The organism is Bacillus cereus group sp. MYBK30-2 (genome assembly GCF_051915945.1).
Lineage (GTDB): Bacteria > Bacillota > Bacilli > Bacillales > Bacillaceae_G > Bacillus_A > Bacillus_A paramycoides.
The window spans coordinates 1614560-1635823 of record NZ_JBQAFR010000001.1; the positions used below are offsets into that span (position 1 = coordinate 1614560).

Genomic DNA, 21264 nt, shown 5'->3' on the forward strand with positions numbered 1-21264 from the left:
GAAACGAGGAACGACTATGGACTCTTACAAACAATATATAAAAGAAGCTCTGCCCGATTTTTCTATACATTCATATACGCAAAATGAAGAAGGTTGGGATAATATAGCGGTTATTATAAATGACGAGCTACTATTTCGTTTCCCGCGAAAACTTGAATATGCAAAGCGAATTCCGTTAGAACAAGAACTGTGCACAATTCTTACTCATTCATTACAAGAAATCGAAGTCCCTAATTATCACCTATTGTATAAAAATAATTGTGATACTGTTCCATTTTGTAGCTATTACCCTCTCATTCATGGTAAGCCGTTAACAGCTGAAATAGTTGCAAAGCTAGAGAAAAAAGAACTTGAAACAATTATTACACAACTCGCTACTTTCCTTGCGGCTTTACATAGCATTCCTTTAAAACGTGTTGAAACGTTAGGATTCCCTATCGAAAAAACAATTACCTACTGAAAAGACCTACAAACGAAATTAAATCAGTATCTTACTAATAGCCTTACATCTTTACAGAAAATGGCCTTACATAGTTTATTTGAAATTTTTTTTGAATGTATAGCTAAATCCACTTTTCAAAATACAATCATTCATGCTGACTTTACACATCACCACATTTTATTTAATACACAGAACAAAACAATTTCAGGCGTTATTGATTTTGGTGATGCTCAAATTGGCGATCCTGCTTTTGATTTTACTGGACTATATTATGATTTCGGTCATGAGTTTACTGCATCTGTATATGAACAATACAGTAAACTTGTTTCTCAACATGATCCGTTACTCATTCATCGTATCACAACCTTTTATCAACATAGTCCTTTGCTACATAATATTATTTATAACTTTGAAACAAAGAATAATCTTGTATTAAAACAGCATGAAGAAAAGCTTAAAACAATATTACAAGGGTGAGATTAAATTCTCTCCCTATATTCTTTCTCCTCATACATCATTAACTTTTTATCCATCTCAACAATGACTTTATACAATTGAAACGCCTGTAAAATTTGCAATTGAATCCCAAAAGGAGCATTTTGTTCTTTTAACCATTGAAATACCGTCGCTTCATCTTTCATTGATTATTCCTCCTCTTATAAAATCTGCTACAAATTTACCGTAAATGATGAAAAGCTTTTCATGTCAATAGCAAAAAAAGGTGCAAAATTGCACCCTTTAATGTACGATATTTTTCTTCTGCAACGATACCTCTTTTACTTCTTCAGCTTGACATTCACTACGAAAGGCACAGCTCATACACTCAGAACGAAAGTTACGCTCTGTGTAATGTTCTGGTTGTTGCAGCATTTCTTTCATTCTAGATAAATCATCCATTCCAGTTATAATATCTTCCTGTTTCGGAATGTACTCATACTTATTTCCTTCTATTAAATTGATAACTTCGATTTTCCCTGGAAGAATGCCGAAAGCTTTATAACTGAAAACAGTCATTAGCTTCTGACAAAGAGCAAGCATTTCCTCATTTGCATCAACAACATACTTTTTAATTACAAATGATTCCGTACCCCACTCACCAACTTCAAACGTCAATGAAATATGAACACCTAACTCTTCCATATATGTTTGAAACTTCTCATATAAAAATAATGGTGGTGCCTGCCTCTCATCTCTTTCAACAAACTGTAATAAGTGATCCGTTAGCTTCGCTAAGACAATATAGTACTCCGCCTTAGAAACGAACATATTAACCCTTACTTTTTTCCAATACTTTTCTAATAATATTAAAAGAAAAATTTTCGTCTGTTGCCCCGCAGGTACTGTGTAATATTCATTAATAATTTGATTTACAATCATTTGTACTATTTGTTGCCATTCAAATGAAGATGGTTCTCTTCTTTTTATATGACGGAAATAAAATTTATGTGGACAACGCATAAAATCATATAAATGATAATCGGCCATCATTTTGATTGAGATTTTCTCATGCAATTGCTCTACATCTCCCTTCCGCCATTAAGAAAGATGTTTTACAAATTCAGCTCCAAACTGTAAACATTTTTCTACATCTTCGTCTTCTGGCGTTAATTCTACTTTTAGCCCCTCTAACACAACCACTGCCCCGCGTTCTTGTAGCGTTTCTATTAAAATATCAACTGCTGCCCCATATTTCGGATAAGCAGAATCACAAGAACCGAATACTGCCGCCTTTTTACCAGATAAATTAATTGATTCCATTTCATCATAAAATTCTAAGAAATCATCAGGAAGGTCTCCGTCTCCCCAAGTATACGCGCCTAAAATAATACCGTCATATTGTTCTAAGATAGAAGCTTCTGGTGTATCCATAATATCAATTACTTCAATCTCATTTTCCGTTTCACGAATTACACCCGCAATATGATCGGCCATTTCCTCTGTATTTCCACTCATACTTGCATAAATCATTACTAACTTACTCAACTGAATCTCTCCCTTTACTATGTATCGCTTTTTCTGTTTTATTTATGCCATTCTCCTCTACATTTTCAAAACGAATTACATTTTGTTGCCATTCAATATGCTTATCTACATTTTTACCTTTATCTTTTAATCCCCTCCGTAGAAGGTGAAATGTTTTTATCAATAAGATTCCTCATTCATTTTATTGATAATAATAATCAATTTCAATTATGTGTTTAGATTAATTGAAATTGATTATCAAAGTCAATAACTATTTTTAAAAAAATAGTTAAAATGTACAAGCTTGACCGTGAGCTATTCATATACTATAAATGAGCATAGTTCTTTCTAAGCCCTCTCTGACGGAAGAAATAAAAGCAACTGCGATAGAGCGCAGTTGCCTTTTTTTATTCTTTATACGTTTCTAGTAACCTTATAGTCGTCTCTAGAAATAGTTCAACCCCATAAATTAGGGCTGATTCATCCACATCAAATTTCGGATGGTGATGTGGATAACAAGTATCGATATTTTTATTTCCTGTCCCTATTTTAATGAAACAACCAGGTGCTTTTCTTAAATACGCTGAAAAATCTTCTCCTCCCATAGAAGGTTCAAGCTTCACAACACGGTGATTTCCAAACAGTTTTATCGCGCTTTCTTCCACTATTTTCGTAATATATTCATTATTAATAACTGGATCATATCCGTAGCGATACGTATATGTATAACCCCCTCCATGTGCTTCTGTAATTCCTTTCACGATTTGCTCAATTTTCTCTTCTGCTTCCTCTCTTAATGTTTGATTAAAAGATCGAACCGTTCCCATTAAAGTTGCTGCACTTGGAATGATGTTATCCGCTATTCCTCCATGAAATTGAGTAACTGAAACTACCCTTTGCATAAAGGCACTTGTATTTCTTGATACAATATGTTGCAAATTTGTAATGATTTGCGCTCCGATAGCAATTGGATCTATCGTTTCCTCTGGTCGTGCCGCATGACCACCCCTTCCTAAAATTTCAATTGTAAACACATCTGGCGCTGCCATCATTGGACCATATACAATTCCTATCTTCCCGCTTTCTAATCCAGACATAACATGCAAACCTATTACATAATCGACGCCGTCCATAACGCCGACCTCCACCAATTCTTGTCCGCCACCAGGATACACTTCCTCTGCATGCTGAAAAAACAGACGAATTTCTCCTGCAAAATCTTCCTTCATATTTGCTATCGTCTCTGCTGTACTTAATAAAATGGCTGCATGTGCATCGTGTCCACATGCATGCATTACACCTTTATTAACCGATGTATAAGACTTACTTGTTTCCTCGTGAATTGGTAAGGCATCTATATCGGCTCGAATAGCAACTACTTTTCCTTTTTTCGCGCCCCTTTTAATTGCTAGTACACTATACTTAGTGGGTCTTGTTACTTCAAAATAAGAAAATGAACATAATGTATCATATACAAATTGCGAAGTTTCTTTCTCATGAAACGATAGTTCTGGATATTTATGAAAATTACGTCTCCACTTAATGATATTTTCCTCTGAAATAAGACTCTTCCACTCTCTCTTCATGATACTTTCCTCCTTTTAATAGGCTCTTTAACTCGAAACTTTACTCGGTATCCACTAATTATTAGCCCACACCAGTTAAGGAATGAAAAAACAAATATTATATTTTGACGTATTCTTACAATCCACTTTCTTTTTACATCACAAATTCATTACAAATTCATGCTGAATGTAATATAATTACTAAGTTAGGGATTTTCTTTTTTAGTATTTAGTGCTACTATCAAAAAAGAGCCTTTTGTCTTATTTTTACCTAAAATGTGGAATTTTGTTTTTTTCACAATAATGTAGGACATGATACCTACAAAGAGCTATTATTTCATTAAGAGAGGGAAAGACATGGAAAGATTAAAAGAGATATGGTCTCGACCACTCACACAATGGGTTGCAAAGACGGTTTATTACCTTGCAATTTTATTTGCATTACTTTGGTTGTATGGCTTCCATGATACAAACACAAGTACGTTTATTTACAATGAATTTTAGGGTGGGAACGTTATGAAGTTATTAGAACAAATTGAAAAGTGGGCTGCAGAAACGCCTGATCAAACCGCTTTTGTTTGGCGAGATGCGAAAATTACGTACAAACAATTAAAGGAAGATTCTGATGCGTTAGCACATTGGATTTCTTCTGAGTATCCAGATGATCGTTCACCAATTATGGTTTATGGCCATATGCAACCTGAAATGATCATTAACTTTTTAGGATGTGTGAAAGCTGGGCATGCATACATTCCAGTAGATTTATCTATCCCAGCTGATCGTGTACAACGTATTGCTGAAAGTTCTGGTGCGAATTTACTGTTATCAGGGGTAGAAGTAACTGTAACTGATTTACCCGTTCGCATCGTATCTGAAGACAACTTAAAAGATATTTTCTTTACTCATAAAGGGAACACTCCAAATCCTGAACATGCGGTAAAAGATGATGAGAACTTCTACATTATTTACACATCAGGTAGCACAGGTAATCCAAAAGGGGTTCAGATTACTTATAATTGCCTTGTTAGCTTTACGAAGTGGGCTGTTGAAGATTTCAACTTACAAACAGGACAAGTATTCTTAAATCAAGCACCTTTCTCATTCGATTTATCTGTAATGGATATTTACCCATCGTTAGTAACAGGTGGTACACTATGGGCAATCGATAAAGATATGATTGCACGTCCAAAAGACTTGTTTGCTTCTTTAGAGCAATCGGATATACAAGTATGGACTTCTACACCATCTTTCGCAGAAATGTGTTTAATGGAAGCATCTTTCTCTGAGGGTATGCTACCAAACATGAAAACATTCTTATTCTGCGGTGAAGTGTTACCAAATGAAGTGGCTAGAAAATTAATTGAGCGTTTCCCGAAAGCAGCAATTATGAATACGTACGGTCCTACAGAAGCTACTGTTGCTGTAACAGGCATTCACGTTACAGAAGAAGTTATAAATAAATACAAATCTCTTCCAGTTGGTTACTGTAAATCGGACTGTCGCCTTCTTATTATGAAAGAAGATGGCACGATTGCACCAGATGGTGAAAAAGGTGAAATCGTAATCGTCGGACCGAGTGTAAGCGTTGGTTATTTAGGAAGCCCTGAATTAACAGAAAAAGTATTTACCATGATTGACGGTGAGCGTGCCTACAAAACAGGTGATGCTGGCTATGTAGAAAATGGTCTTCTATTCTATAATGGTCGTCTTGATTTCCAAATTAAGCTTCATGGTTATCGAATGGAATTAGAAGAAATCGAACATCATCTTCGCGCGTGTTCTTACGTAGAAGGAGCAGTTGTTGTTCCAATTAAAAAAGGTGAAAAATACGATTACTTATTAGCGGTTGTTGTTCCTGGAGAGCATTCGTTTGAAAAAGAATTCAAATTGACATCTGCAATCAAAAAAGAACTCAATGAGCGATTACCAAATTACATGATTCCACGTAAATTCATGTATCAATCTTCTATTCCAATGACACCAAATGGAAAGGTAGATCGCAAAAAATTATTGAGTGAGGTTACAGCATGACCGCATATGGATCATTTTATTTTTTCGCTATAGTGGGCATTTTATTAATACCTACTATCATAGCTGGATTAAAGGGTAAAATGTTGCGTAAATATAATGCTGTTCTAACATTAGTAATGCTTGCTATTATCTTCTCGGATAAACCGAAGCAAGCAATGATGTTAGCTGCATTTATTATTTGGCAATATCTCCTTATTAAAGGCTATTTAATGTTAAGAAAACAAAATAATAATACGTTCATGTTTTGCATGGCCGTTATTTTATCAATTTTGCCGCTTATTTTGGCAAAAATCGCACCGTTTGTACCTGAATTGCATTTTATTGTTTTCGCAGGTATCTCTTACGTAACATTTAGGGCTGTACAAATGGTATTTGAAGTTCGCGATGGTTTAATTAAAGAACTTTCCTTCTTTAATTTTTGGGAATTCGTTTTATTCTTCCCTGCTATCTCAACTGGACCTATCGATCGTTACCGAAGATTCCAAAAAGATATTCAAAAGCCACCTAGCGCTGAAGAATATCAAAATTTACTATATACAGGGCTAAACCGTATTTTCCAAGGTTTCTTGTATAAATTTATTATTGCTTATTTAATAAAGCAACATATTATGGATGCGTCATTCGCTCAACACGATACTGTGCTTTCAAATATGATTTACATGTATAGCTATAGCTTATATTTATTCTTTGACTTTGCAGGTTATAGCGCATTCGTAATCGGTGTAAGTTATATGATGGGAATTAAAACGCCAGAAAACTTTAATAAGCCGTTTATTAGTCGTAACATTAAAGACTTCTGGAACCGCTGGCACATGACCTTATCTTTCTGGTTCCGTGACTTTATTTACATGCGTTTCGTCTTTTTCGCAACGAAGAAAAAGTTAATTAAAAACCGTTACACAATTTCATATATCGGCGCATTTTTAAACTTTTTCATCATGGGAGTTTGGCATATTCAAGGAAATGCTGTCACTCAATATATTATTTATGGGCTATATCATGTCGTTCTGTTTATTTCGTTTGATATTTTCGAGCGAAAAAACAAGAAGCTTAAATTTTGGCCAAATAATAAGTTTACGCATATCCTTGCGATTGTAATTACGTTCCACTTTGTATGTTTCGGTTTCTTAATCTTCTCTGGACACCTTAACAGATACTTTTAATGCATCACTTCTTATCTCATTAAGAAGTTGCACATATAATATATTTCGGATATAAAGGAGATTTTAAAAATGGCAGAATTTAAAGAGCAAGTATTAGATATTTTAGAAGAAGTATGTGAAAACGATATTGTGAAAGAAAATCTTGATGTTCAATTGTTTGAAGAAGGTATTCTTGATTCTTTCGCTACAGTATCTTTATTAGTAGAATTCCAAGAGCGCTTAGATATCGAAGTTTCTATTTCTGATTTTGATCGCGACGAATGGGCAACACCAAACATGATCATTAAGAAGTTGGAAGAAATCCGATGAAAAAAGCAAAATTTGGTCCGATGCTTTTAGCATTGGCCCTTTTTGCTGTATTCTTACTTATTCCAACGCGCTTCCTACTTCCACTTGTAAGTGATAAAAAAGTAGAACAAGCTGCAACTTCTTTAAAAGAAGAAAAGATTCAAAGTATGATTTTACAGCAAAAGATGTTAGCAGACCCAAAATATCTTCCGATGTACGGTTCATCGGAATTCGCACGTATGGATGCTTTCCATCCATCGAATTATTTCAAAGTAAAACCTGAAGGATTCACACCATTCCTACTTGGACGCGGCGGAACACAAGACCTTGTACATGTATTAAACTTCGCATCTACAATGGATCAATTGAAAGATAAGAAAATGGTATTCGTTCTTTCTCCGCAATGGTTTGTACCACAAGGTATTGATGAGACACACTTTGCACCTAACTTTTCAAAACAACAAGGTTACCACTTCATTTTCAACGATGATTTAAAACCTGAAATGAAAAAGCAAATTGCAAAACGCTTATTAAACTTTGAGATCGTTAAGAAAGAAACTTTATTAAAAATTTCGCTTGAAGGTATCGCTTATGATGATACGAAATATAAAGTAAAAGCACTTGCTGCTAAACCTTTCGCTTATATTTATCGTAACATTTTAGATCGTAAAGATTTATTTACAGCAATGTTTGATATTAAGCCGCATAAAGAACAGCTTGATCCATCATTAAAACAAATGAACTGGGAAGAAGCTCGTAAGCATGCTGATCAAACAGGTGCAGTAGAATCAGGATCTAACCAATATGGTATCGAAGATGATTACTTCAATAGCAAAATTAAGAAGAAATTAAAGCAGCGTGAAGGTTACTTAAAAAATGATGCTTATGACCAATCACCAGAATATGAAGACTTACAAATTGTACTTGATTTATTAAAACAATCTGGTGCAAAACCACTCTTCATTTCTGTTCCTGTAAAAGGTCCTTGGTACGATTACGCTGGATTCCCGAAAGAACGACGTGAATTGTACTATAAGAAAGTTCATGAGCAAATTGAGAAAGCTGGTTATCCAATTGCCGACTTCTCAAACCATGAGTATGATAAATACTTCTTAAAAGATCATATGCACTTAGGTTGGAAAGGCTGGGTTTACATCGACGAAGCTATCCAGCAATTTTATAAAGCAAACTAATGAAAAGACCACTTGAATTACTCAAGTGGTCTTTTTCTATATACATTTTGTAATTGTTCAATTACATTCTTCGCTTCTTTCATGACTCGCTCCACTACATGCCGGGCTGATTCTATTCGCGCCAATGATGATGCTTGTCCAGCCCAAAGAGACATATATTCTCCCTTATTTTGCTTCGCTGATTCTTGACGTATTTTTGAAGTTAATACGTTTTGCACTGGATACATTGGTAAGTTTTCTTCTTTCCCTTCGTGCTTTTCTATAAATGTATTACGAATACCTCTTGCATATTTTCCAGAAAATGCTCTCGTTACCGTCGTGCTCGTATCTGTACTTTGTAATACTGCCTCTTTATATGCATCATGTGTAATACTTTCTTCACTTGTTAAAAAAGCTGATCCCATTTGAACAGCTTCTGCCCCTAATGCAAATGCCGCAACAATACCTTGTCCGTTCATCACGCCACCAGCTGCTACAATTGGGATATTTGGTATTGCTGCTACTAATTGCGGAATTAACGCAAACGTGCCAATCATTGCATCTTGTTCTTTACCAATAAACGTTCCTCTATGCCCACCAGCTTCACTGCCTTGTCCGACAATAATATCTACTTCTAATTCTGCAAGTGCTTTCGCCTCTGCTACATGAGTAGCTGTTCCGATGACCCTTATTCCTTCCCTTTTTAAAGCATCTACTTCTTCTTTTTCTAACATTTGAAATGCAAAACTAACGACTGGTACTTTTTCTTCTAGTAATACTTGTAATTGCGCTTTATAGCTTTTCGGCAGCTTTAGCGCCTGTTCTTCCTCTATACCCAATTCTTTATTCACCGCCGCAAGTAATGCTTTCGCCTCTTTTATCTTTTCTTCTTCTATCTTCAACTCTTTTGTTAAAAGTAAATTAACACCAAATGGTTTATCCGTTAACTCCCTTATCTTATAAATAGCTTCACGAATTTGTTCTGGGCTCATATATCCAGCTCCAAGCGTACCTAATCCTCCACTATTACTTACAGCTGCAACGAGTTCTGGCGTCGTAATGGCACCGGCCATCCCCGCTTGAATGATAGGATACTTCACTTGTAATATCTCTGTAACTCGGCTTGTAAACATCATTTTCCCTCCTACTCTCCTTATACCTTCTTTATATCACATGAATTCCCCTTCTTTTACAAGGATTGAACCATCACTACGCGAATATATTGAAAGAGAAGGAGGGAAGACAATGATCTATCCAAATGCATTAAAACAAGGTGACACAGTAATGATTATTGCTCCATCAGGACCACCAACAATCGAAAATATTTTAAAAGGAGTGCAAGTATTAAAGGAACTGGGGTTATCTGTCCTAATTGGTAAGAGCGTATACGAGAAGTATGGCTATTTAGCTGGAAGTGATCAAGTTCGTCTTGATGATATACATGAGGCATTTTCACGTCCTGACGTAAAGGGAATTTTTTGTGCACGAGGTGGTTATGGAAGCGCTCGTCTCCTCCCCCATATTCAATACGAACTTATTCGAATGAATCCGAAAGTCTTTTGGGGATATAGTGATATTACTGCTTTACATATTGCTTTTTCACGTCGCGCGGGGCTTGTAACTTTTCATGGGCCGATGATTGAAGAACTAGGAAAAGGTGTCGACTCCCTTTCTCTTTCTTCTTTTCATCAACTGTTTTCTCCGTATTCATCTATTTTATCTGCCTCAGAATGCATTGTAGCATCTGATTGTATAGTGACAGGTCCATTAGTTGGAGGGAATTTAACAGTTCTAACTAGTACAATTGGATCACCATATGAAATAAACATAGACAATAACATTTTATTAATCGAAGATATTGGAGAAGAGCCATACCGAATCGATCGTATGCTAAATCAGTTGCGTTTATCAGGAAAATTCAATGCATGCACTGGTGTTATTTTTACTAGCTGTCATGATTGTATGCCCTCAAAGCCTTCTCAATCCCTTCAATCAATCTTGTATGAATATTTCGCACCGTATAACATTCCTGCACTATTCGGTTTGCCAATTGGACATATAAACCCAAATATCGGCATCCCTCTTGGTGTTCCGGCGACAATTAATACAAACAATAATACCGTTTCTATTTCTTCTGGCATAGCAATATCTTGCACAAATTAAAAAGGAAAAGCTATTCAGCTTTTCCTTTTACTTATAATAGTTAAAAATGCGTCCTGATGATATATCCACAATCTCTTCTGGAATAAATGTTTTACTAATATCAGTACCGACATTTAGTACAGCTGTTGCATCTTTATCAATGCTTCCAAACAGTTCTTTTCCACGTATCGTAATAAGGGGCGTCCCTTCTGGCAACACATCTTTTACAAATTCCAATTGTGTAAAGAATGGAACGATCCATCTACCCTCTCCTTGGAAATGGCGTAAACGAAGTGTCCCTTCTGTCGCCGCATCCTCTGCCTCTACCGATCCAGCAACATAAAATTGAGTTGTTAAGAGCAGTTCATAAAATTCCTTTTGCTTTTGTTTATCATCCTCTGCTAAAACGAGTACTTCTTCGATCTTCTTTACTGGAATTTGCTCCATATGATGCCACCCCTATTTTCAAAATAATTATACTTTAATTATACGAAATATTCTTATTTTTTTCTACACAATTCTATAATTATTTTATCAAAATAGTTTTTAATACTTCTTTCGTCGTAACGATGGTAGCAAATTCATCATGTAGGTTTACAAGCGTCATATTATGAATATCCTCTGCACTATATTCTTTACCATCTGGTCCTTTACGGTTAAAAGTAGCCGTCGCATCACTCACTAAATATGTTGAAAAACCTAAATTACTTGCCATCCGTGTTGTCGTCTCTACACAATGATTTGTCGTTAATCCTACAATCACTACAGATTTGCAGCCTTTCTCTCGTAATTGCTCTTCTAAATTTGTCCCAATGAACGCGCTATTAACAGACTTTTGTATAATGATTTCACCTATAGTATTGGCCTCACTTCTTCTTTAAAACGGACTGTTTCTGCATGAGGGTAAAACATTGACTCCATATTTTCTTTATTCACATGCTAAATATGAATAACTGGTAATTTCCTTCTTCTCCATTCTTCTAACAAACTTCTCATATTATCTTCTGCAAAAAGGTTATTTCTCACACCCCAGTACGGCAAGTTAAAAGCGTATTGCACATCAATAATTATAAGTGCTGCTTGATTAAACATAACACCCCCCCTTCTTAATTTGACTGTAATTGTGCCAAAAAGCCAAGTTGTTGTGAAGCAGTAATAAAACAAATATAAGCACAGAGCTCTACAATTTCTTTTTCCGTCCAATATTGTTTTAATACATGAAACATATGATCATCTATTGCGTTACGATTATGAACAAATGTATGGGCAAAAGTAACTGCTACACTTATCTCTTCAACTTTTTGCACGTCATCTGGTCTGCCCTTTGCCATACAGTACGGACATTCATTCCCATATGCCAATGTTCTTCGCACCTGTTCTTTTAATTCTTTTGAAAGAGTACCTGTTTCATTTAATGTATCCTCTAGCATACTCCATGAATGTAATATATCCGGATTATGCCCTAATAATCTTTGAAACTTTGTTTCTCCAACAGTTGATAATGAAATTCTCTCCATCATTTTCCCCTCCTATTTCCTTCCTTTTTATTGTAAAATAAATAAATGATATTTTACATTTCATATGAATCTTAATTTATAACTTTTCTTTACAAAAATCATCATTTTACTGGAGGTATACTTACAAATGCAACTAGATCGTGTCGATCGTAAAATTTTAAATGAATTATATAATGATAGTCGCCTTTCCATGCGTGAATTAGCGAAACGAGTAAGCTTATCCGCTCCTTCTACTACAGAACGTGTTCGCAAGCTGGAAAATGAAGGTGTCATTCAAAAATATACAATTGATATTGATTATAAAAAAGCAGGCCTTGTATTAGACTGTATTTTAGAAATCACTTTAAAAAATGGTGATACAACACGTATGCAACAATTTATTCAGTCTTATCCATCTGCAAGTTTTTGTTACCGGGTAACAGGGAGCTTATGTTACATCGTTAAAATTTCTGTCCCTTCACTCGTTGAACTTGAAGAATTTATCAATGATGTTTCTTCATATGCAACAACAGTTTCTCATATCGTATTATCAGAAGTATCTCTTACTCCTGATATTGAACATATTTTCCCAGAAGATTAATTCATCTTTATTCATAAAAAAGATAAAAAACCCCTTACAAAAAGAATAAAAATGATTTATTATGTATTAAAATACATAAAGATCGAGAAAGGGGCCTTACATTGAAAATCTGGTTTTATGAAAAAACAACACAATTAGATGATTTGCTTGGTATTTGGGACAATGTTCCGACCATCCCTCGAATTGGTGAAAAAGTTGAACTTCTAAAAACGGTTCGGATCGTTACAGATATTAAATATGTGAAAAACGGAAATAATTTCCGCGTAGAAATTATTACAAATTAAAAAGTAGCTCTCCTTTTTTACCGGAGAGCTACTTTTTTTATGGCCTATAATCTGCTTTTTTTATAATAATCTTATCTTCTTCTACAGCTACTGTTACATACTCATTTTCTTCTAACTTGAGTTGGTTTACAGCTTCATCTGGCAGTTCCACCGCCATCAATCTATCTGTTAGTATAACTTGGCTATACATTTCATTTCCTTGCGATGAAGTCATCACTTTTTCCTCATTTATTAAACGAATCGGTGGCACCCCTACTTCTTTTACGGCACGCCAATTTTTCCAAATAAAAGGAATTAACCATAATAAACCGATAATAGCTAAAATAATACCCATCCATAAATTGCTTTGTGCCTGTAATTCCTTAATCGAAATTGCATTACTTCCATCTCCGCCTATAAATTGCATACTAGTTGCTATAAGATTGTTTACAGCGTGTACCGCAATATTTGTCCATATGTTCTTTGTCTTTATGTAAAGAAGGCACATAATAACCCCAAACATAAAAGCACCAATAACATCAAAATGTCCCAAACCGAAAATAAGTGACGATATAATAACAGCTCGTTTAATCCCCCATTTGTAAGCCATTCGTTGCAAGAAAAAACCTCTAAAAATAACTTCTTCCATAATAGGTGCTAAAATGCACGCTGAAATGAAACTGAATATCACCATATATATGTTACTCGTATTAATTACATTTCCATCTTCTAACATACTAACTAAGAAATTAGGTAAAGTATGTGCTAATATGTAAAATTGAATATGGGATATGCCAACTGAAAAAATCATTCCCATTATCGTTGCTAATAAAATTAACCCCCAATGTAAACGTCCTGGCTTATCAAAAAAACTTTTAAAAACAACATTATTGTTATTTGTTTTTACGTATAACCAAAATAGTGGAAATACAAAAAATATAGATATTTGTGATATGAATTCTATTGTACTGTCAGAAGCTCCTGACAAACTTAATGGAATCATCGTAAGGAACATTCCTATAATCATCCATCCAAAAAAACTTCGTAGTCTTATACGTGAAAATGCATAGTGCATATGGAACACCTCCAAAGATAGTAAAAAGTAAAACTTTAATCATTGTTTTATGCGCAACTCATCTCCTACAAATGGCGGGATAACTAAATTATAATATGAATATAGTTGAAAATCTTCCTATTTTTCTCAAATACTCTTTTCAAACAACATGTCTATTAAATTATATAATACCGATCTTATTTGATATACCATATCGCTGTTCTTCACCTTAGTTACAATTATATTCCGAAATAAATATGTAATCACTACACTTAAAAGCCATATACATCAAAAAAGCTGGAAAAGAGCTGGTTAATAAAAATCCCCGTTTACACGGGGATTTCTTTTATTATAATACGTCACGTTTTTGGAATAATACACTTGAGGCAATAAGTAAAGCAATAACGTATGCTAAAACAAGTAACAATGAAGTAGCAAACGTGAATTCTGGGAAAGCCGGCTCCATACCATGACTAATTAATTTATTACTATCATATACAGCTAGATTTAAGTGGAAGAACACTACAAATTTAGCAATACCTTTTGCAAACATCATAAGTACCATCGTAATTGCCGATTGTAAGAAGTATAAAAATAACGTAATAATTAATGGTAAAACGGATTTTCTAAATACATTTGCTAAGAAAAAGGCAAGTGTCGCAAAGAAAAATGGGGATAAAAGTTGATATAACATTGTTTTTAATACAATTCCTAACGTTAATTCCGTTTTACTACCATCCATTACAATACCACCAATAATCATTGCAGTTAGCACACCAGCAAATACGATAAATAATATTGCTAATAACACTGTAATATATTTAGAAAATAAAACTGTAAGTCGTTTTCTTGGACGAATTAACAATTGTTTAATTGTACCTTTTTGGAACTCATCAGTAAGAGTACGGGCTGCAAGTGTAATCCCGAAAATCGTTGCGAATAAAACTATTAAACCAATCTCTGAGTTTGCATAATCTAAATACGATCCCTTAAACTCATCACCTTTTCCCCACTTCATCATTGCTAAAGTCCCTAAAATTTCGAGTGCTGCAATGACACCTATTAAAATATACATACCTTTTTTCGCATGTAACTTTAAAAACTCATTTTGAATTAATTTAAACATTACGCTTTCACTCCCCCAGTAATCGCTAAGAATTCATCCTCTAACGTTTTATTTTGTACAGTAACACCATATACAAGTACATCAGCATTCACTAACTGTTTTACAATTTGCGGAATCTCTTCTTTCATTACAGATGTCACAGCTACATTTCCTTGTACTTTACCTTTAATAATTTCGTTTGCTTTCTGAACTTGATCTATTTCAAATGCGACTACAACTGTTTCATCATGCTTCGTTTGTTCATGCAAGTTATACTCTTGTACGAACTCACCTTGCTTTATAATAACAACACGATCACACATTAATTCAATTTCACTTAATAAGTGACTTGATACAATGACTGCGATATTTTCTTCTTTCGCTAATCGTTGTAAATAATCACGAATTTGACGAATACCAGCTGGGTCTAATCCATTTGTCGGTTCATCTAAAATTAAAATCTTCGGCTGATGAAGTAACGCCTGTGCGATTCCTAAACGTTGTTTCATACCAAGTGAATATGTTTTCACCTTTTTATGAATCGCATGCTCTAATTCAACAAGCTTTACAATTTCGGCGATGCGCTCTTTACTAATAGGTGTAATTGCCATGTTTGCAAAATGCTTCAAGTTTTGCATACCAGTCATATAATCATATAGTTCAGGATTCTCTACAATCGCTCCAATTTGTTCTAACGCCTTTTCACGTTCTGTGCGAATACTATGGCCACAAATTGTAATATCACCTTCTGTCATCGAAATAAGACCTGTCATCATACGAATTGTCGTCGTCTTACCGCTACCGTTCGGTCCAAGGAACCCGTACACTTCCCCTTCACGAACCTCAAATGATAAACCACGAATAATTTCTGTTCCACCGATCTTTTTTCGGACATTTTCTAATTTCACTACTACATTTCCCAATGATGATTCCTCCTTTAAACTTCTAGTTTTTTGTCGATTATGCGACCTGTAACTACTATTAATACAAATATTAATAAGCTATTAAAACATAGGCTAAAAACCGTTAACCCATCTCCAGGATAAAATGATGTATCAAAAAAACCATTCTTATCTATGAATCCAACATTTTTCATGATGAGCCCACTTTTTTCTATTCGTTCCAAAACATACAATACAAACCCATTTAACGCGCCATACATAAGAAATAAGATAAAGAATACTACCTTGTTCAAAGATGACTTCACATTTAAAAGTTTCGTAAGTACTATAATGAAATAAATAGAAACTAATAGATTAACAAAATCTATTCCCCATAAAAAAACGGATAACACATGATGAAACATCCCATAATTATACAAATCATGAAAAAATTCTCGAACCCCTAAATCCGTTTTTCTTTCATAAATATTCAAAGAAAAATAGTGCAGAAAAATAATCCCTATTGCAAACAAAATAGTAAATAGTAATGCGAAAAATAAAATATTTGCACATATATATTTTTGAGACGAAATAGCTGTGTAGCGAAGCATAGAGTTCTTGAGCATTTTTCGAAAAGATGATACGCCTGTTAGCAGTAGTGAAAATCCAGATATACTAAGTACGATTAAGAATATTATTATGATAATATCCTGCCTATCTGAAATTCTCACTCCAGAAATCCCCTTCATATTAAAGAAAAGAATTAGCGAAATAGTTATAAAGCCAAAGTAAATAATTGCTATCTTCTTCTTATTACAATTAAACAAATATCGAAAAAGCTGACTCATTTCTCATAGACCTCCTTAAACAGCTCATGTACCGCCTTACCCCTTTGAAATCGTAGTTCTTCTACATTTTCATACAAGATCATTTCTCCATCTTTCAAAAATATCACTTCATCAAATATATTCTCGATTTCTTCTATTAAATGAGTTGAGATAAGCATCGTGCAATCTTCTCTGTAAAATTTAAGGATAAGTTCTAATACATGTTCCCTAGAAACAAGATCTATACCACCGAGTGGTTCGTCTAAAACATACAACTTAGCTTTTCGTGAAAATGTTAATATAATTTGCAGCTTCTCAATCATTCCTTTTGATAATGCTGTAATTCTTTCTTCTAGCGGTATTTTAAATTCAACTATCGTATCTACCGCTTTTTGAATATCAAATTCTTTATAAAAATCCCGATAGAAAAATAAAGCATCTTTTACAGTCATCCAATCTTCAAATATTGGCTTATCTGGCATAAATGAAACGATTTCTTTCGTCTCTAATCCAACCTTTTTACCATTAATGGTAATGCTACCTTCAGAAGGATGCTGCAAGCCTGCAATCATTTTCAATAACGTCGTTTTCCCGCTTCCGTTATCTCCAACGATCCCAACGATTTTTCCTTCTGTAATCTCTATGTTTAATTCACGGATTACTGCTTTCAATCCATATCGCTTCCATAAATTCTCTATTTTTAATAGCTCTGTCATTCGCTCTCCTCCCTTTTCTCACTTAATGAAGAACGAAGAATCGAAAGAATTTCTTCTTCTGAAAAACCTAAATTGTCCATTCCATCTATAAAAGAATGAAGTAATTCTTTCGCCATATCTTTGCGTAGCTCCATAATTTTCTCCCCTTCATTCGTTACATATCGGCCCATTCCTCTACGTGTTACAACAACTCCATCTCGTTCTAGCTCTTGAAATGTACGCTGAATCGTATTCGGATTCACTTGTAATTCACTCGCTAATTCACGTACGGAGGGAATTTTATCACCAGGCAATAAATGTCCTGTTACAATTTCTTTTTTTACGTATTCCATTACTTGAATGTAAATTGGTGTATTTGGAGAAAACTCTATTTTCATTTCTTCCCTCCTGTCTCAGTGTGTTAGTTAAATAGTACACTAAGACATTTTATTTGTAAATACTTACAAATAAAATGTAATAAAAAGGCAGTGTAACTTTTCGTTACACTGCCTTCCTGTAATAAAATATAAGTAAATCTGTTACTCGTTTGACTTTAGATTTATTTTACTTTCACTTGCGTTAGCACCGATTTAAACGTATTAATAACTGTATCTACTTCCTCATAACTAATTGTAAGAGATGGTTCAATACGAATTGTTTTTGAGTTAATTAATGTTCCAGCAACAAGAATACCTTGATCAAACATCGCTTTTGACACTTCATAACCAATTTCGTCTTTATGGAATTCAATACCAATCATTAAACCTTGACCACGAATTTCAAAGATTTTATCTTCGTGCCCTTCTGCTGCCTGTTTCAATCCTTTTAAGAAATACTCCCCAACTTCCGCAGCTCGTTCTGGTAATTTCTCTTCTAATAATACATGGATTGTTGCAATTGCAGCAGCACATGCAAGAGGATTTCCTCCAAATGTCGTTGTATGCATAAATGGATTTTCAAACCAACTTTGGAATACTTTTTCTTTCGCAACGATAGCTCCTGCAGGCATTACACCCCCACCAAACGCCTTCGCAAGACAAATAATATCCGGCACAACATCATATAATTCTGCAGCAAACATTTTTCCTGTACGTCCCATTCCAGTTTGCACTTCATCAAAAATAAGGAGTGATCCAAACTCATCACAAAGCTCTCGCACTTGTTTCAAATAATTTTCTGGAGGTAAAATAATACCGCCCTCTCCTTGAATTGGTTCTAAAATAACTGCTGCAACATCTTCTCCCACTAATGCACATGTCTCAAATGTTTTTCTCATCATATCAATATCGCCAAATGGAACGTGGCGGAAACCAGGAATTAATGGTAAGAATGGCTTACGGAACATTCCTTTTGCCGTTCCAGATAGGGCACCAAGACTCTTACCATGGAAGGCACGAGTTGTAGAAATGAAAGTTGTTCTTTCACTATACATTTTTGCTAGTTTTAACGCTGCCTCCACACTTTCTGTACCACTGTTTGTAAAGAAGGCGTATTTCAAATCACCAGGTGTAATGTCCGCTAAAATCTTTGCAAGAATTGCTCGAAGTGGATCTAATAAATCCTGACTGTGCAATGCTTGGCGTTTTAATTGATCTGTCACAGCTTTTACTACTTTCGGATTACGATGACCAACATTGTAAATTCCGAATCCACCTAAACAGTCGATATATTTTTTACCATTAATATCCATAAAACAAGATCCTTCATCAGACCATTCTACTGCTGCAAATTGTCCATCTTTTGTTACTGTTTTTCTATAAGCAAGAAAACCAGGATTTACATGCTCTCTAAATCCATCTACTGTTTCTTTTTGAATCCAATTCGCCTCTTCTTCCGAGACTTTTTCTTTTTCAATTAACTGTAGTACTTTCGTAATATACTCATTTACATTTGAATCTTTTACATCTTGCTCATTCAATTTATTTTTCACGTTCGTTTCCATCTAATTCACCCCTACATTTTTTTTATTTGCAAACCAGCCAATAGGTTCTACTTCTAGATTTATATTAATCTGTTTAACTTCTTGGAATTCTTCTAAACCAAACGTTCCTAAGCTACGCCCAATACCACTTTGCTTATATCCACCCCAAGGTGCCTCATTGTATGTTGGATGATAACTATTAATCCACGTAATTCCTGCGCGAAGTTTACGAATCACGCGCATCGCTTTTGCACCATCAACTGTAAATACTCCTCCAGCCAAGCCATAATCTGTACCATTTGCCAACTCAATTGCTTCCTGTTCACCTTTAAACTTTTGAATTACTACAACAGGACCGAAAATTTCTTCTTGTACAATGCGCATCTCCGGTTTTACATTGACAAAGACCGTTGGTTCAATAAAGAAACCATCGCCTTTTCCATCCTCTGTTATCCGTCTACCACCGCAAGCAATGTCTGCGCCTTCGTCTTTCCCAATTTCAATGTAGCTTAATACTTTTTCCATATGTTCTTGACTTACAAGTGGACCCATTTCTGATTCTGGATTATCACCAGGTCCAACGTTAATTTGCTGTGCTCGCTCTACAAAACTATTAACAAATTTATCGTAAATATTTTCTTCTACGAGGATTCTTGATCCTGCTGAACATACTTGTCCGCTACCTGCATAAATACCAAACAAAGCATAATCAATAGCAGTCCCAAAATCTGCATCTGCAAAAATAATATTGGGGGATTTCCCTCCAAGTTCTAACGAAATCTTTTTCATATTATCTGCCGCTGTTCTCATAATGTGTTTACCTGTTTTTGTTCCACCCGTAAAGGAAATCATATCCACTTTATGACTCGCTGCAATTTCATTTCCTACTATCGGACCTGCCCCCATTACCATATTGGCAACACCTTTTGGTAGCCCTACTTTTTCAAGAATTTCGAATAGCTTTGTTGCAGTAATTGGTGTCACTTCAGAAGGTTTAAACACAATTGTATTTCCAGCTGCTAAAGCAGGTGCAATTTTCCATACACTCATCAATAGCGGATAATTCCATGGAACAATTAATCCACAAACACCAACTGGTTCTCTTACAACCATCGCTTGTATCGGATCGGCTACATGATATGTTTGCCCATCTGGTTTTGTAATCAAGCCTGCGTAATAGCGAAAACAAGCCGCTGCATCTCCAATATCTCCTTCTGCCTCACGGTATGTTTTTCCATTATCCATTGTTTCAAGATACGCTAATTCTTCCATATTTTTATCAATTTCATCTGCTATTTTAAATAAATATGATGCCCTTTCAGCAGCGGATGTTTCTGACCAAATTCCGCTATCAAAAGTCGCTCTTGCCACTTCGATCGCGTATTTTGCATCCTCAATTGTTCCCTCAGGTGCATATGCTATACCCTTGCCATTCGCAGGGTTAATAATCGTTCTTTTTTCTTGATTACTAGACTCTCTCCATTCACCGTTTACATACATTTTTAAATCTAGCACTGTATTGAATCCCCCTTTATCGATCGTTTATATATTTATAAGCAATTTTCATGCCAATATTTAAAGTGCACCAAAATCATACACAGACTGACTATTTTCTTAAAATCAACAAAAAATTTATGCATTTTCGCATACGTTATT

At 34.8% G+C, this 21264-nt stretch carries 25 protein-coding genes and 2 pseudogenes; 9 read left to right on the forward strand and 18 right to left on the reverse strand.

Features of this window, described 5'->3' with window-relative positions; genetic code table 11:
* The first annotated feature begins 16 nt into the window (after positions 1-16).
* Positions 17-919: pseudogene (locus ACTFQM_RS08510) on the forward strand (aminoglycoside phosphotransferase family protein).
* 2 nt (positions 920-921) lie between these two features.
* Here ACTFQM_RS08510 and ACTFQM_RS08515 read toward each other — a convergent pair.
* The 5 genes from ACTFQM_RS08515 to ACTFQM_RS08535 form a co-directional block, all read right to left on the reverse strand.
* Positions 922-1083, reverse strand: a complete 162-nt coding sequence (locus ACTFQM_RS08515; RefSeq protein ID WP_440034038.1) for a hypothetical protein — start codon at positions 1081-1083, stop codon at positions 922-924.
* Positions 1084-1180: 97 nt separating this feature from the next.
* Complete coding sequence (locus ACTFQM_RS08520) at positions 1181-1954, reverse strand: hypothetical protein (protein ID WP_440034039.1); 774 nt, start codon at positions 1952-1954, stop codon at positions 1181-1183.
* Positions 1955-1978: 24 nt separating this feature from the next.
* On the reverse strand, positions 1979-2425 hold the full coding sequence (locus ACTFQM_RS08525) for a flavodoxin (RefSeq protein WP_440034040.1): 447 nt from the start codon (positions 2423-2425) through the stop codon (positions 1979-1981).
* Entirely contained in the window at positions 2418-2588 is a 171-nt protein-coding gene (locus ACTFQM_RS08530; RefSeq protein ID WP_440034041.1) for a hypothetical protein, read from the reverse strand. The genes ACTFQM_RS08525 and ACTFQM_RS08530 overlap by 8 nt, the downstream gene beginning before the upstream one ends.
* Before the next feature lie 223 nt (positions 2589-2811).
* A complete protein-coding gene (locus ACTFQM_RS08535; RefSeq protein WP_002171032.1) occupies positions 2812-3990 on the reverse strand; it encodes an amidohydrolase in 1179 nt (392 codons plus the stop codon).
* 336 nt (positions 3991-4326) lie between these two features.
* On the opposite strand from ACTFQM_RS08535, the gene ACTFQM_RS08540 reads away from it, so the two are divergent.
* The 5 genes from ACTFQM_RS08540 to dltD all read left to right on the forward strand — a co-directional run bounded on the left by ACTFQM_RS08540 (position 4327) and on the right by dltD (position 8644).
* The gene (locus ACTFQM_RS08540; RefSeq protein ID WP_000440293.1) at positions 4327-4473 is read left to right on the forward strand and encodes a teichoic acid D-Ala incorporation-associated protein DltX; all 147 of its coding nucleotides are present in this window, start codon (positions 4327-4329) and stop codon (positions 4471-4473) included.
* A gap of 12 nt (positions 4474-4485) precedes the next feature.
* Positions 4486-6000, forward strand: a complete 1515-nt coding sequence (dltA, locus tag ACTFQM_RS08545; protein ID WP_440034042.1) for a D-alanine--poly(phosphoribitol) ligase subunit DltA — start codon at positions 4486-4488, stop codon at positions 5998-6000.
* A complete protein-coding gene (gene dltB / locus ACTFQM_RS08550) occupies positions 5997-7163 on the forward strand; it encodes a D-alanyl-lipoteichoic acid biosynthesis protein DltB (RefSeq protein WP_440034043.1) in 1167 nt (388 codons plus the stop codon). Before dltA ends, dltB begins: the two co-directional genes overlap by 4 nt.
* Positions 7164-7232: 69 nt before the next feature.
* Positions 7233-7472: a D-alanine--poly(phosphoribitol) ligase subunit DltC gene (gene dltC / locus ACTFQM_RS08555; RefSeq protein ID WP_002171029.1), complete on the forward strand. Its 240-nt coding sequence runs from the start codon at positions 7233-7235 to the stop codon at positions 7470-7472.
* Complete coding sequence (gene dltD, locus ACTFQM_RS08560) at positions 7469-8644, forward strand: D-alanyl-lipoteichoic acid biosynthesis protein DltD (protein ID WP_440034044.1); 1176 nt, start codon at positions 7469-7471, stop codon at positions 8642-8644. Before dltC ends, dltD begins: the two co-directional genes overlap by 4 nt.
* Before the next feature lie 17 nt (positions 8645-8661).
* Here the strand turns inward: dltD and ACTFQM_RS08565 are convergent, their stop codons facing one another.
* Positions 8662-9756: an NAD(P)H-dependent flavin oxidoreductase gene (locus ACTFQM_RS08565; RefSeq protein ID WP_440034405.1), complete on the reverse strand. Its 1095-nt coding sequence runs from the start codon at positions 9754-9756 to the stop codon at positions 8662-8664.
* Positions 9757-9868: 112 nt separating this feature from the next.
* Between ACTFQM_RS08565 and ACTFQM_RS08570 the strand changes: the two genes are divergently transcribed.
* Entirely contained in the window at positions 9869-10786 is a 918-nt protein-coding gene (locus ACTFQM_RS08570; protein ID WP_440034045.1) for a S66 peptidase family protein, read from the forward strand.
* Positions 10787-10813: 27 nt separating this feature from the next.
* Here ACTFQM_RS08570 and ACTFQM_RS08575 read toward each other — a convergent pair whose 3' ends face one another.
* The 4 genes and pseudogenes from ACTFQM_RS08575 to ACTFQM_RS08590 all read right to left on the reverse strand — a co-directional run bounded on the left by ACTFQM_RS08575 (position 10814) and on the right by ACTFQM_RS08590 (position 12285).
* Positions 10814-11212 carry an SseB family protein gene (locus ACTFQM_RS08575; protein ID WP_440034046.1) on the reverse strand — a complete coding sequence of 133 codons (399 nt, stop codon included), beginning with the start codon at positions 11210-11212 and terminating at the stop codon, positions 10814-10816.
* A 79-nt stretch (positions 11213-11291) separates the two neighbouring features.
* A pseudogene (locus ACTFQM_RS08580) lies at positions 11292-11701 on the reverse strand (isochorismatase family protein).
* A 3-nt stretch (positions 11702-11704) separates the two neighbouring features.
* Positions 11705-11857: a hypothetical protein gene (locus ACTFQM_RS08585; protein WP_440034047.1), complete on the reverse strand. Its 153-nt coding sequence runs from the start codon at positions 11855-11857 to the stop codon at positions 11705-11707.
* Positions 11858-11871: 14 nt separating this feature from the next.
* Positions 11872-12285, reverse strand: a complete 414-nt coding sequence (locus tag ACTFQM_RS08590; protein WP_116500451.1) for a carboxymuconolactone decarboxylase family protein — start codon at positions 12283-12285, stop codon at positions 11872-11874.
* A gap of 124 nt (positions 12286-12409) precedes the next feature.
* On the opposite strand from ACTFQM_RS08590, the gene ACTFQM_RS08595 reads away from it, so the two are divergent.
* Positions 12410-12862, forward strand: coding sequence for an Lrp/AsnC family transcriptional regulator (locus tag ACTFQM_RS08595; RefSeq protein WP_440034048.1), 453 nt, complete (start codon positions 12410-12412; stop codon positions 12860-12862).
* Between the two features lie 101 nt (positions 12863-12963).
* Positions 12964-13146, forward strand: coding sequence for a DUF3913 family protein (locus ACTFQM_RS08600; protein ID WP_025150950.1), 183 nt, complete (start codon positions 12964-12966; stop codon positions 13144-13146).
* 37 nt (positions 13147-13183) lie between these two features.
* Here ACTFQM_RS08600 and ACTFQM_RS08605 read toward each other — a convergent pair whose 3' ends face one another.
* The 8 genes from ACTFQM_RS08605 to ACTFQM_RS08640 all read right to left on the reverse strand — a co-directional run bounded on the left by ACTFQM_RS08605 (position 13184) and on the right by ACTFQM_RS08640 (position 21123).
* Positions 13184-14200, reverse strand: a complete 1017-nt coding sequence (locus ACTFQM_RS08605) for a CPBP family glutamic-type intramembrane protease (RefSeq protein WP_440034049.1) — start codon at positions 14198-14200, stop codon at positions 13184-13186.
* Positions 14201-14528: 328 nt separating this feature from the next.
* Complete coding sequence (locus tag ACTFQM_RS08610) at positions 14529-15305, reverse strand: ABC transporter permease (protein ID WP_440034050.1); 777 nt, start codon at positions 15303-15305, stop codon at positions 14529-14531.
* Positions 15305-16207 (reverse strand): ABC transporter ATP-binding protein, encoded by a 903-nt coding sequence (locus tag ACTFQM_RS08615; RefSeq protein ID WP_440034051.1) that lies wholly within the window; start codon positions 16205-16207, stop codon positions 15305-15307. Before ACTFQM_RS08615 ends, ACTFQM_RS08610 begins: the two co-directional genes overlap by 1 nt.
* Before the next feature lie 14 nt (positions 16208-16221).
* Complete coding sequence (locus tag ACTFQM_RS08620; RefSeq protein ID WP_440034052.1) at positions 16222-17013, reverse strand: ABC transporter permease; 792 nt, start codon at positions 17011-17013, stop codon at positions 16222-16224.
* Positions 17010-17708 (reverse strand): ABC transporter ATP-binding protein, encoded by a 699-nt coding sequence (locus ACTFQM_RS08625; RefSeq protein ID WP_440034053.1) that lies wholly within the window; start codon positions 17706-17708, stop codon positions 17010-17012. The genes ACTFQM_RS08620 and ACTFQM_RS08625 overlap by 4 nt, the downstream gene beginning before the upstream one ends.
* Positions 17705-18085 carry a GntR family transcriptional regulator gene (locus ACTFQM_RS08630; RefSeq protein WP_440034054.1) on the reverse strand — a complete coding sequence of 127 codons (381 nt, stop codon included), beginning with the start codon at positions 18083-18085 and terminating at the stop codon, positions 17705-17707. The genes ACTFQM_RS08625 and ACTFQM_RS08630 overlap by 4 nt, the downstream gene beginning before the upstream one ends.
* A 161-nt stretch (positions 18086-18246) precedes the next feature.
* Positions 18247-19629 carry a putrescine aminotransferase gene (locus ACTFQM_RS08635; protein ID WP_002171004.1) on the reverse strand — a complete coding sequence of 461 codons (1383 nt, stop codon included), beginning with the start codon at positions 19627-19629 and terminating at the stop codon, positions 18247-18249.
* Positions 19630-21123, reverse strand: coding sequence for an aldehyde dehydrogenase family protein (locus ACTFQM_RS08640; protein WP_440034055.1), 1494 nt, complete (start codon positions 21121-21123; stop codon positions 19630-19632).
* Positions 21124-21264: the final 141 nt, after the last annotated feature.

Excerpts from the sequence above, each read along its gene's own strand:
- ACTFQM_RS08625 (WP_440034053.1), bottom strand. The coding sequence starts at position 17,708 with ATGACAGAGCTATTAAAAATAGAGAATTTATGGAAGCGATATGGATTG.
- dltD (WP_440034044.1), top strand. The coding sequence starts at position 7,469 with ATGAAAAAAGCAAAATTTGGTCCGATGCTTTTAGCATTGGCCCTTTTT.
- ACTFQM_RS08620 (WP_440034052.1), bottom strand. The coding sequence starts at position 17,013 with ATGAGTCAGCTTTTTCGATATTTGTTTAATTGTAATAAGAAGAAGATA.
- ACTFQM_RS08590 (WP_116500451.1), bottom strand. The coding sequence starts at position 12,285 with ATGATGGAGAGAATTTCATTATCAACTGTTGGAGAAACAAAGTTTCAA.
- dltC (WP_002171029.1), top strand. The coding sequence starts at position 7,233 with ATGGCAGAATTTAAAGAGCAAGTATTAGATATTTTAGAAGAAGTATGT.
- ACTFQM_RS08535 (WP_002171032.1), bottom strand. The coding sequence starts at position 3,990 with ATGAAGAGAGAGTGGAAGAGTCTTATTTCAGAGGAAAATATCATTAAG.
- ACTFQM_RS08630 (WP_440034054.1), bottom strand. The coding sequence starts at position 18,085 with ATGAAAATAGAGTTTTCTCCAAATACACCAATTTACATTCAAGTAATG.
- ACTFQM_RS08540 (WP_000440293.1), top strand. The coding sequence starts at position 4,327 with ATGGAAAGATTAAAAGAGATATGGTCTCGACCACTCACACAATGGGTT.
- ACTFQM_RS08575 (WP_440034046.1), bottom strand. The coding sequence starts at position 11,212 with ATGGAGCAAATTCCAGTAAAGAAGATCGAAGAAGTACTCGTTTTAGCA.
- ACTFQM_RS08570 (WP_440034045.1), top strand. The coding sequence starts at position 9,869 with ATGATCTATCCAAATGCATTAAAACAAGGTGACACAGTAATGATTATT.
- ACTFQM_RS08605 (WP_440034049.1), bottom strand. The coding sequence starts at position 14,200 with ATGCACTATGCATTTTCACGTATAAGACTACGAAGTTTTTTTGGATGG.
- ACTFQM_RS08610 (WP_440034050.1), bottom strand. The coding sequence starts at position 15,305 with ATGTTTAAATTAATTCAAAATGAGTTTTTAAAGTTACATGCGAAAAAA.
- ACTFQM_RS08595 (WP_440034048.1), top strand. The coding sequence starts at position 12,410 with ATGCAACTAGATCGTGTCGATCGTAAAATTTTAAATGAATTATATAAT.
- ACTFQM_RS08635 (WP_002171004.1), bottom strand. The coding sequence starts at position 19,629 with ATGGAAACGAACGTGAAAAATAAATTGAATGAGCAAGATGTAAAAGAT.
- ACTFQM_RS08585 (WP_440034047.1), bottom strand. The coding sequence starts at position 11,857 with ATGTTTAATCAAGCAGCACTTATAATTATTGATGTGCAATACGCTTTT.
- ACTFQM_RS08515 (WP_440034038.1), bottom strand. The coding sequence starts at position 1,083 with ATGAAAGATGAAGCGACGGTATTTCAATGGTTAAAAGAACAAAATGCT.
- dltB (WP_440034043.1), top strand. The coding sequence starts at position 5,997 with ATGACCGCATATGGATCATTTTATTTTTTCGCTATAGTGGGCATTTTA.
- dltA (WP_440034042.1), top strand. The coding sequence starts at position 4,486 with ATGAAGTTATTAGAACAAATTGAAAAGTGGGCTGCAGAAACGCCTGAT.
- ACTFQM_RS08565 (WP_440034405.1), bottom strand. The coding sequence starts at position 9,756 with ATGTTTACAAGCCGAGTTACAGAGATATTACAAGTGAAGTATCCTATC.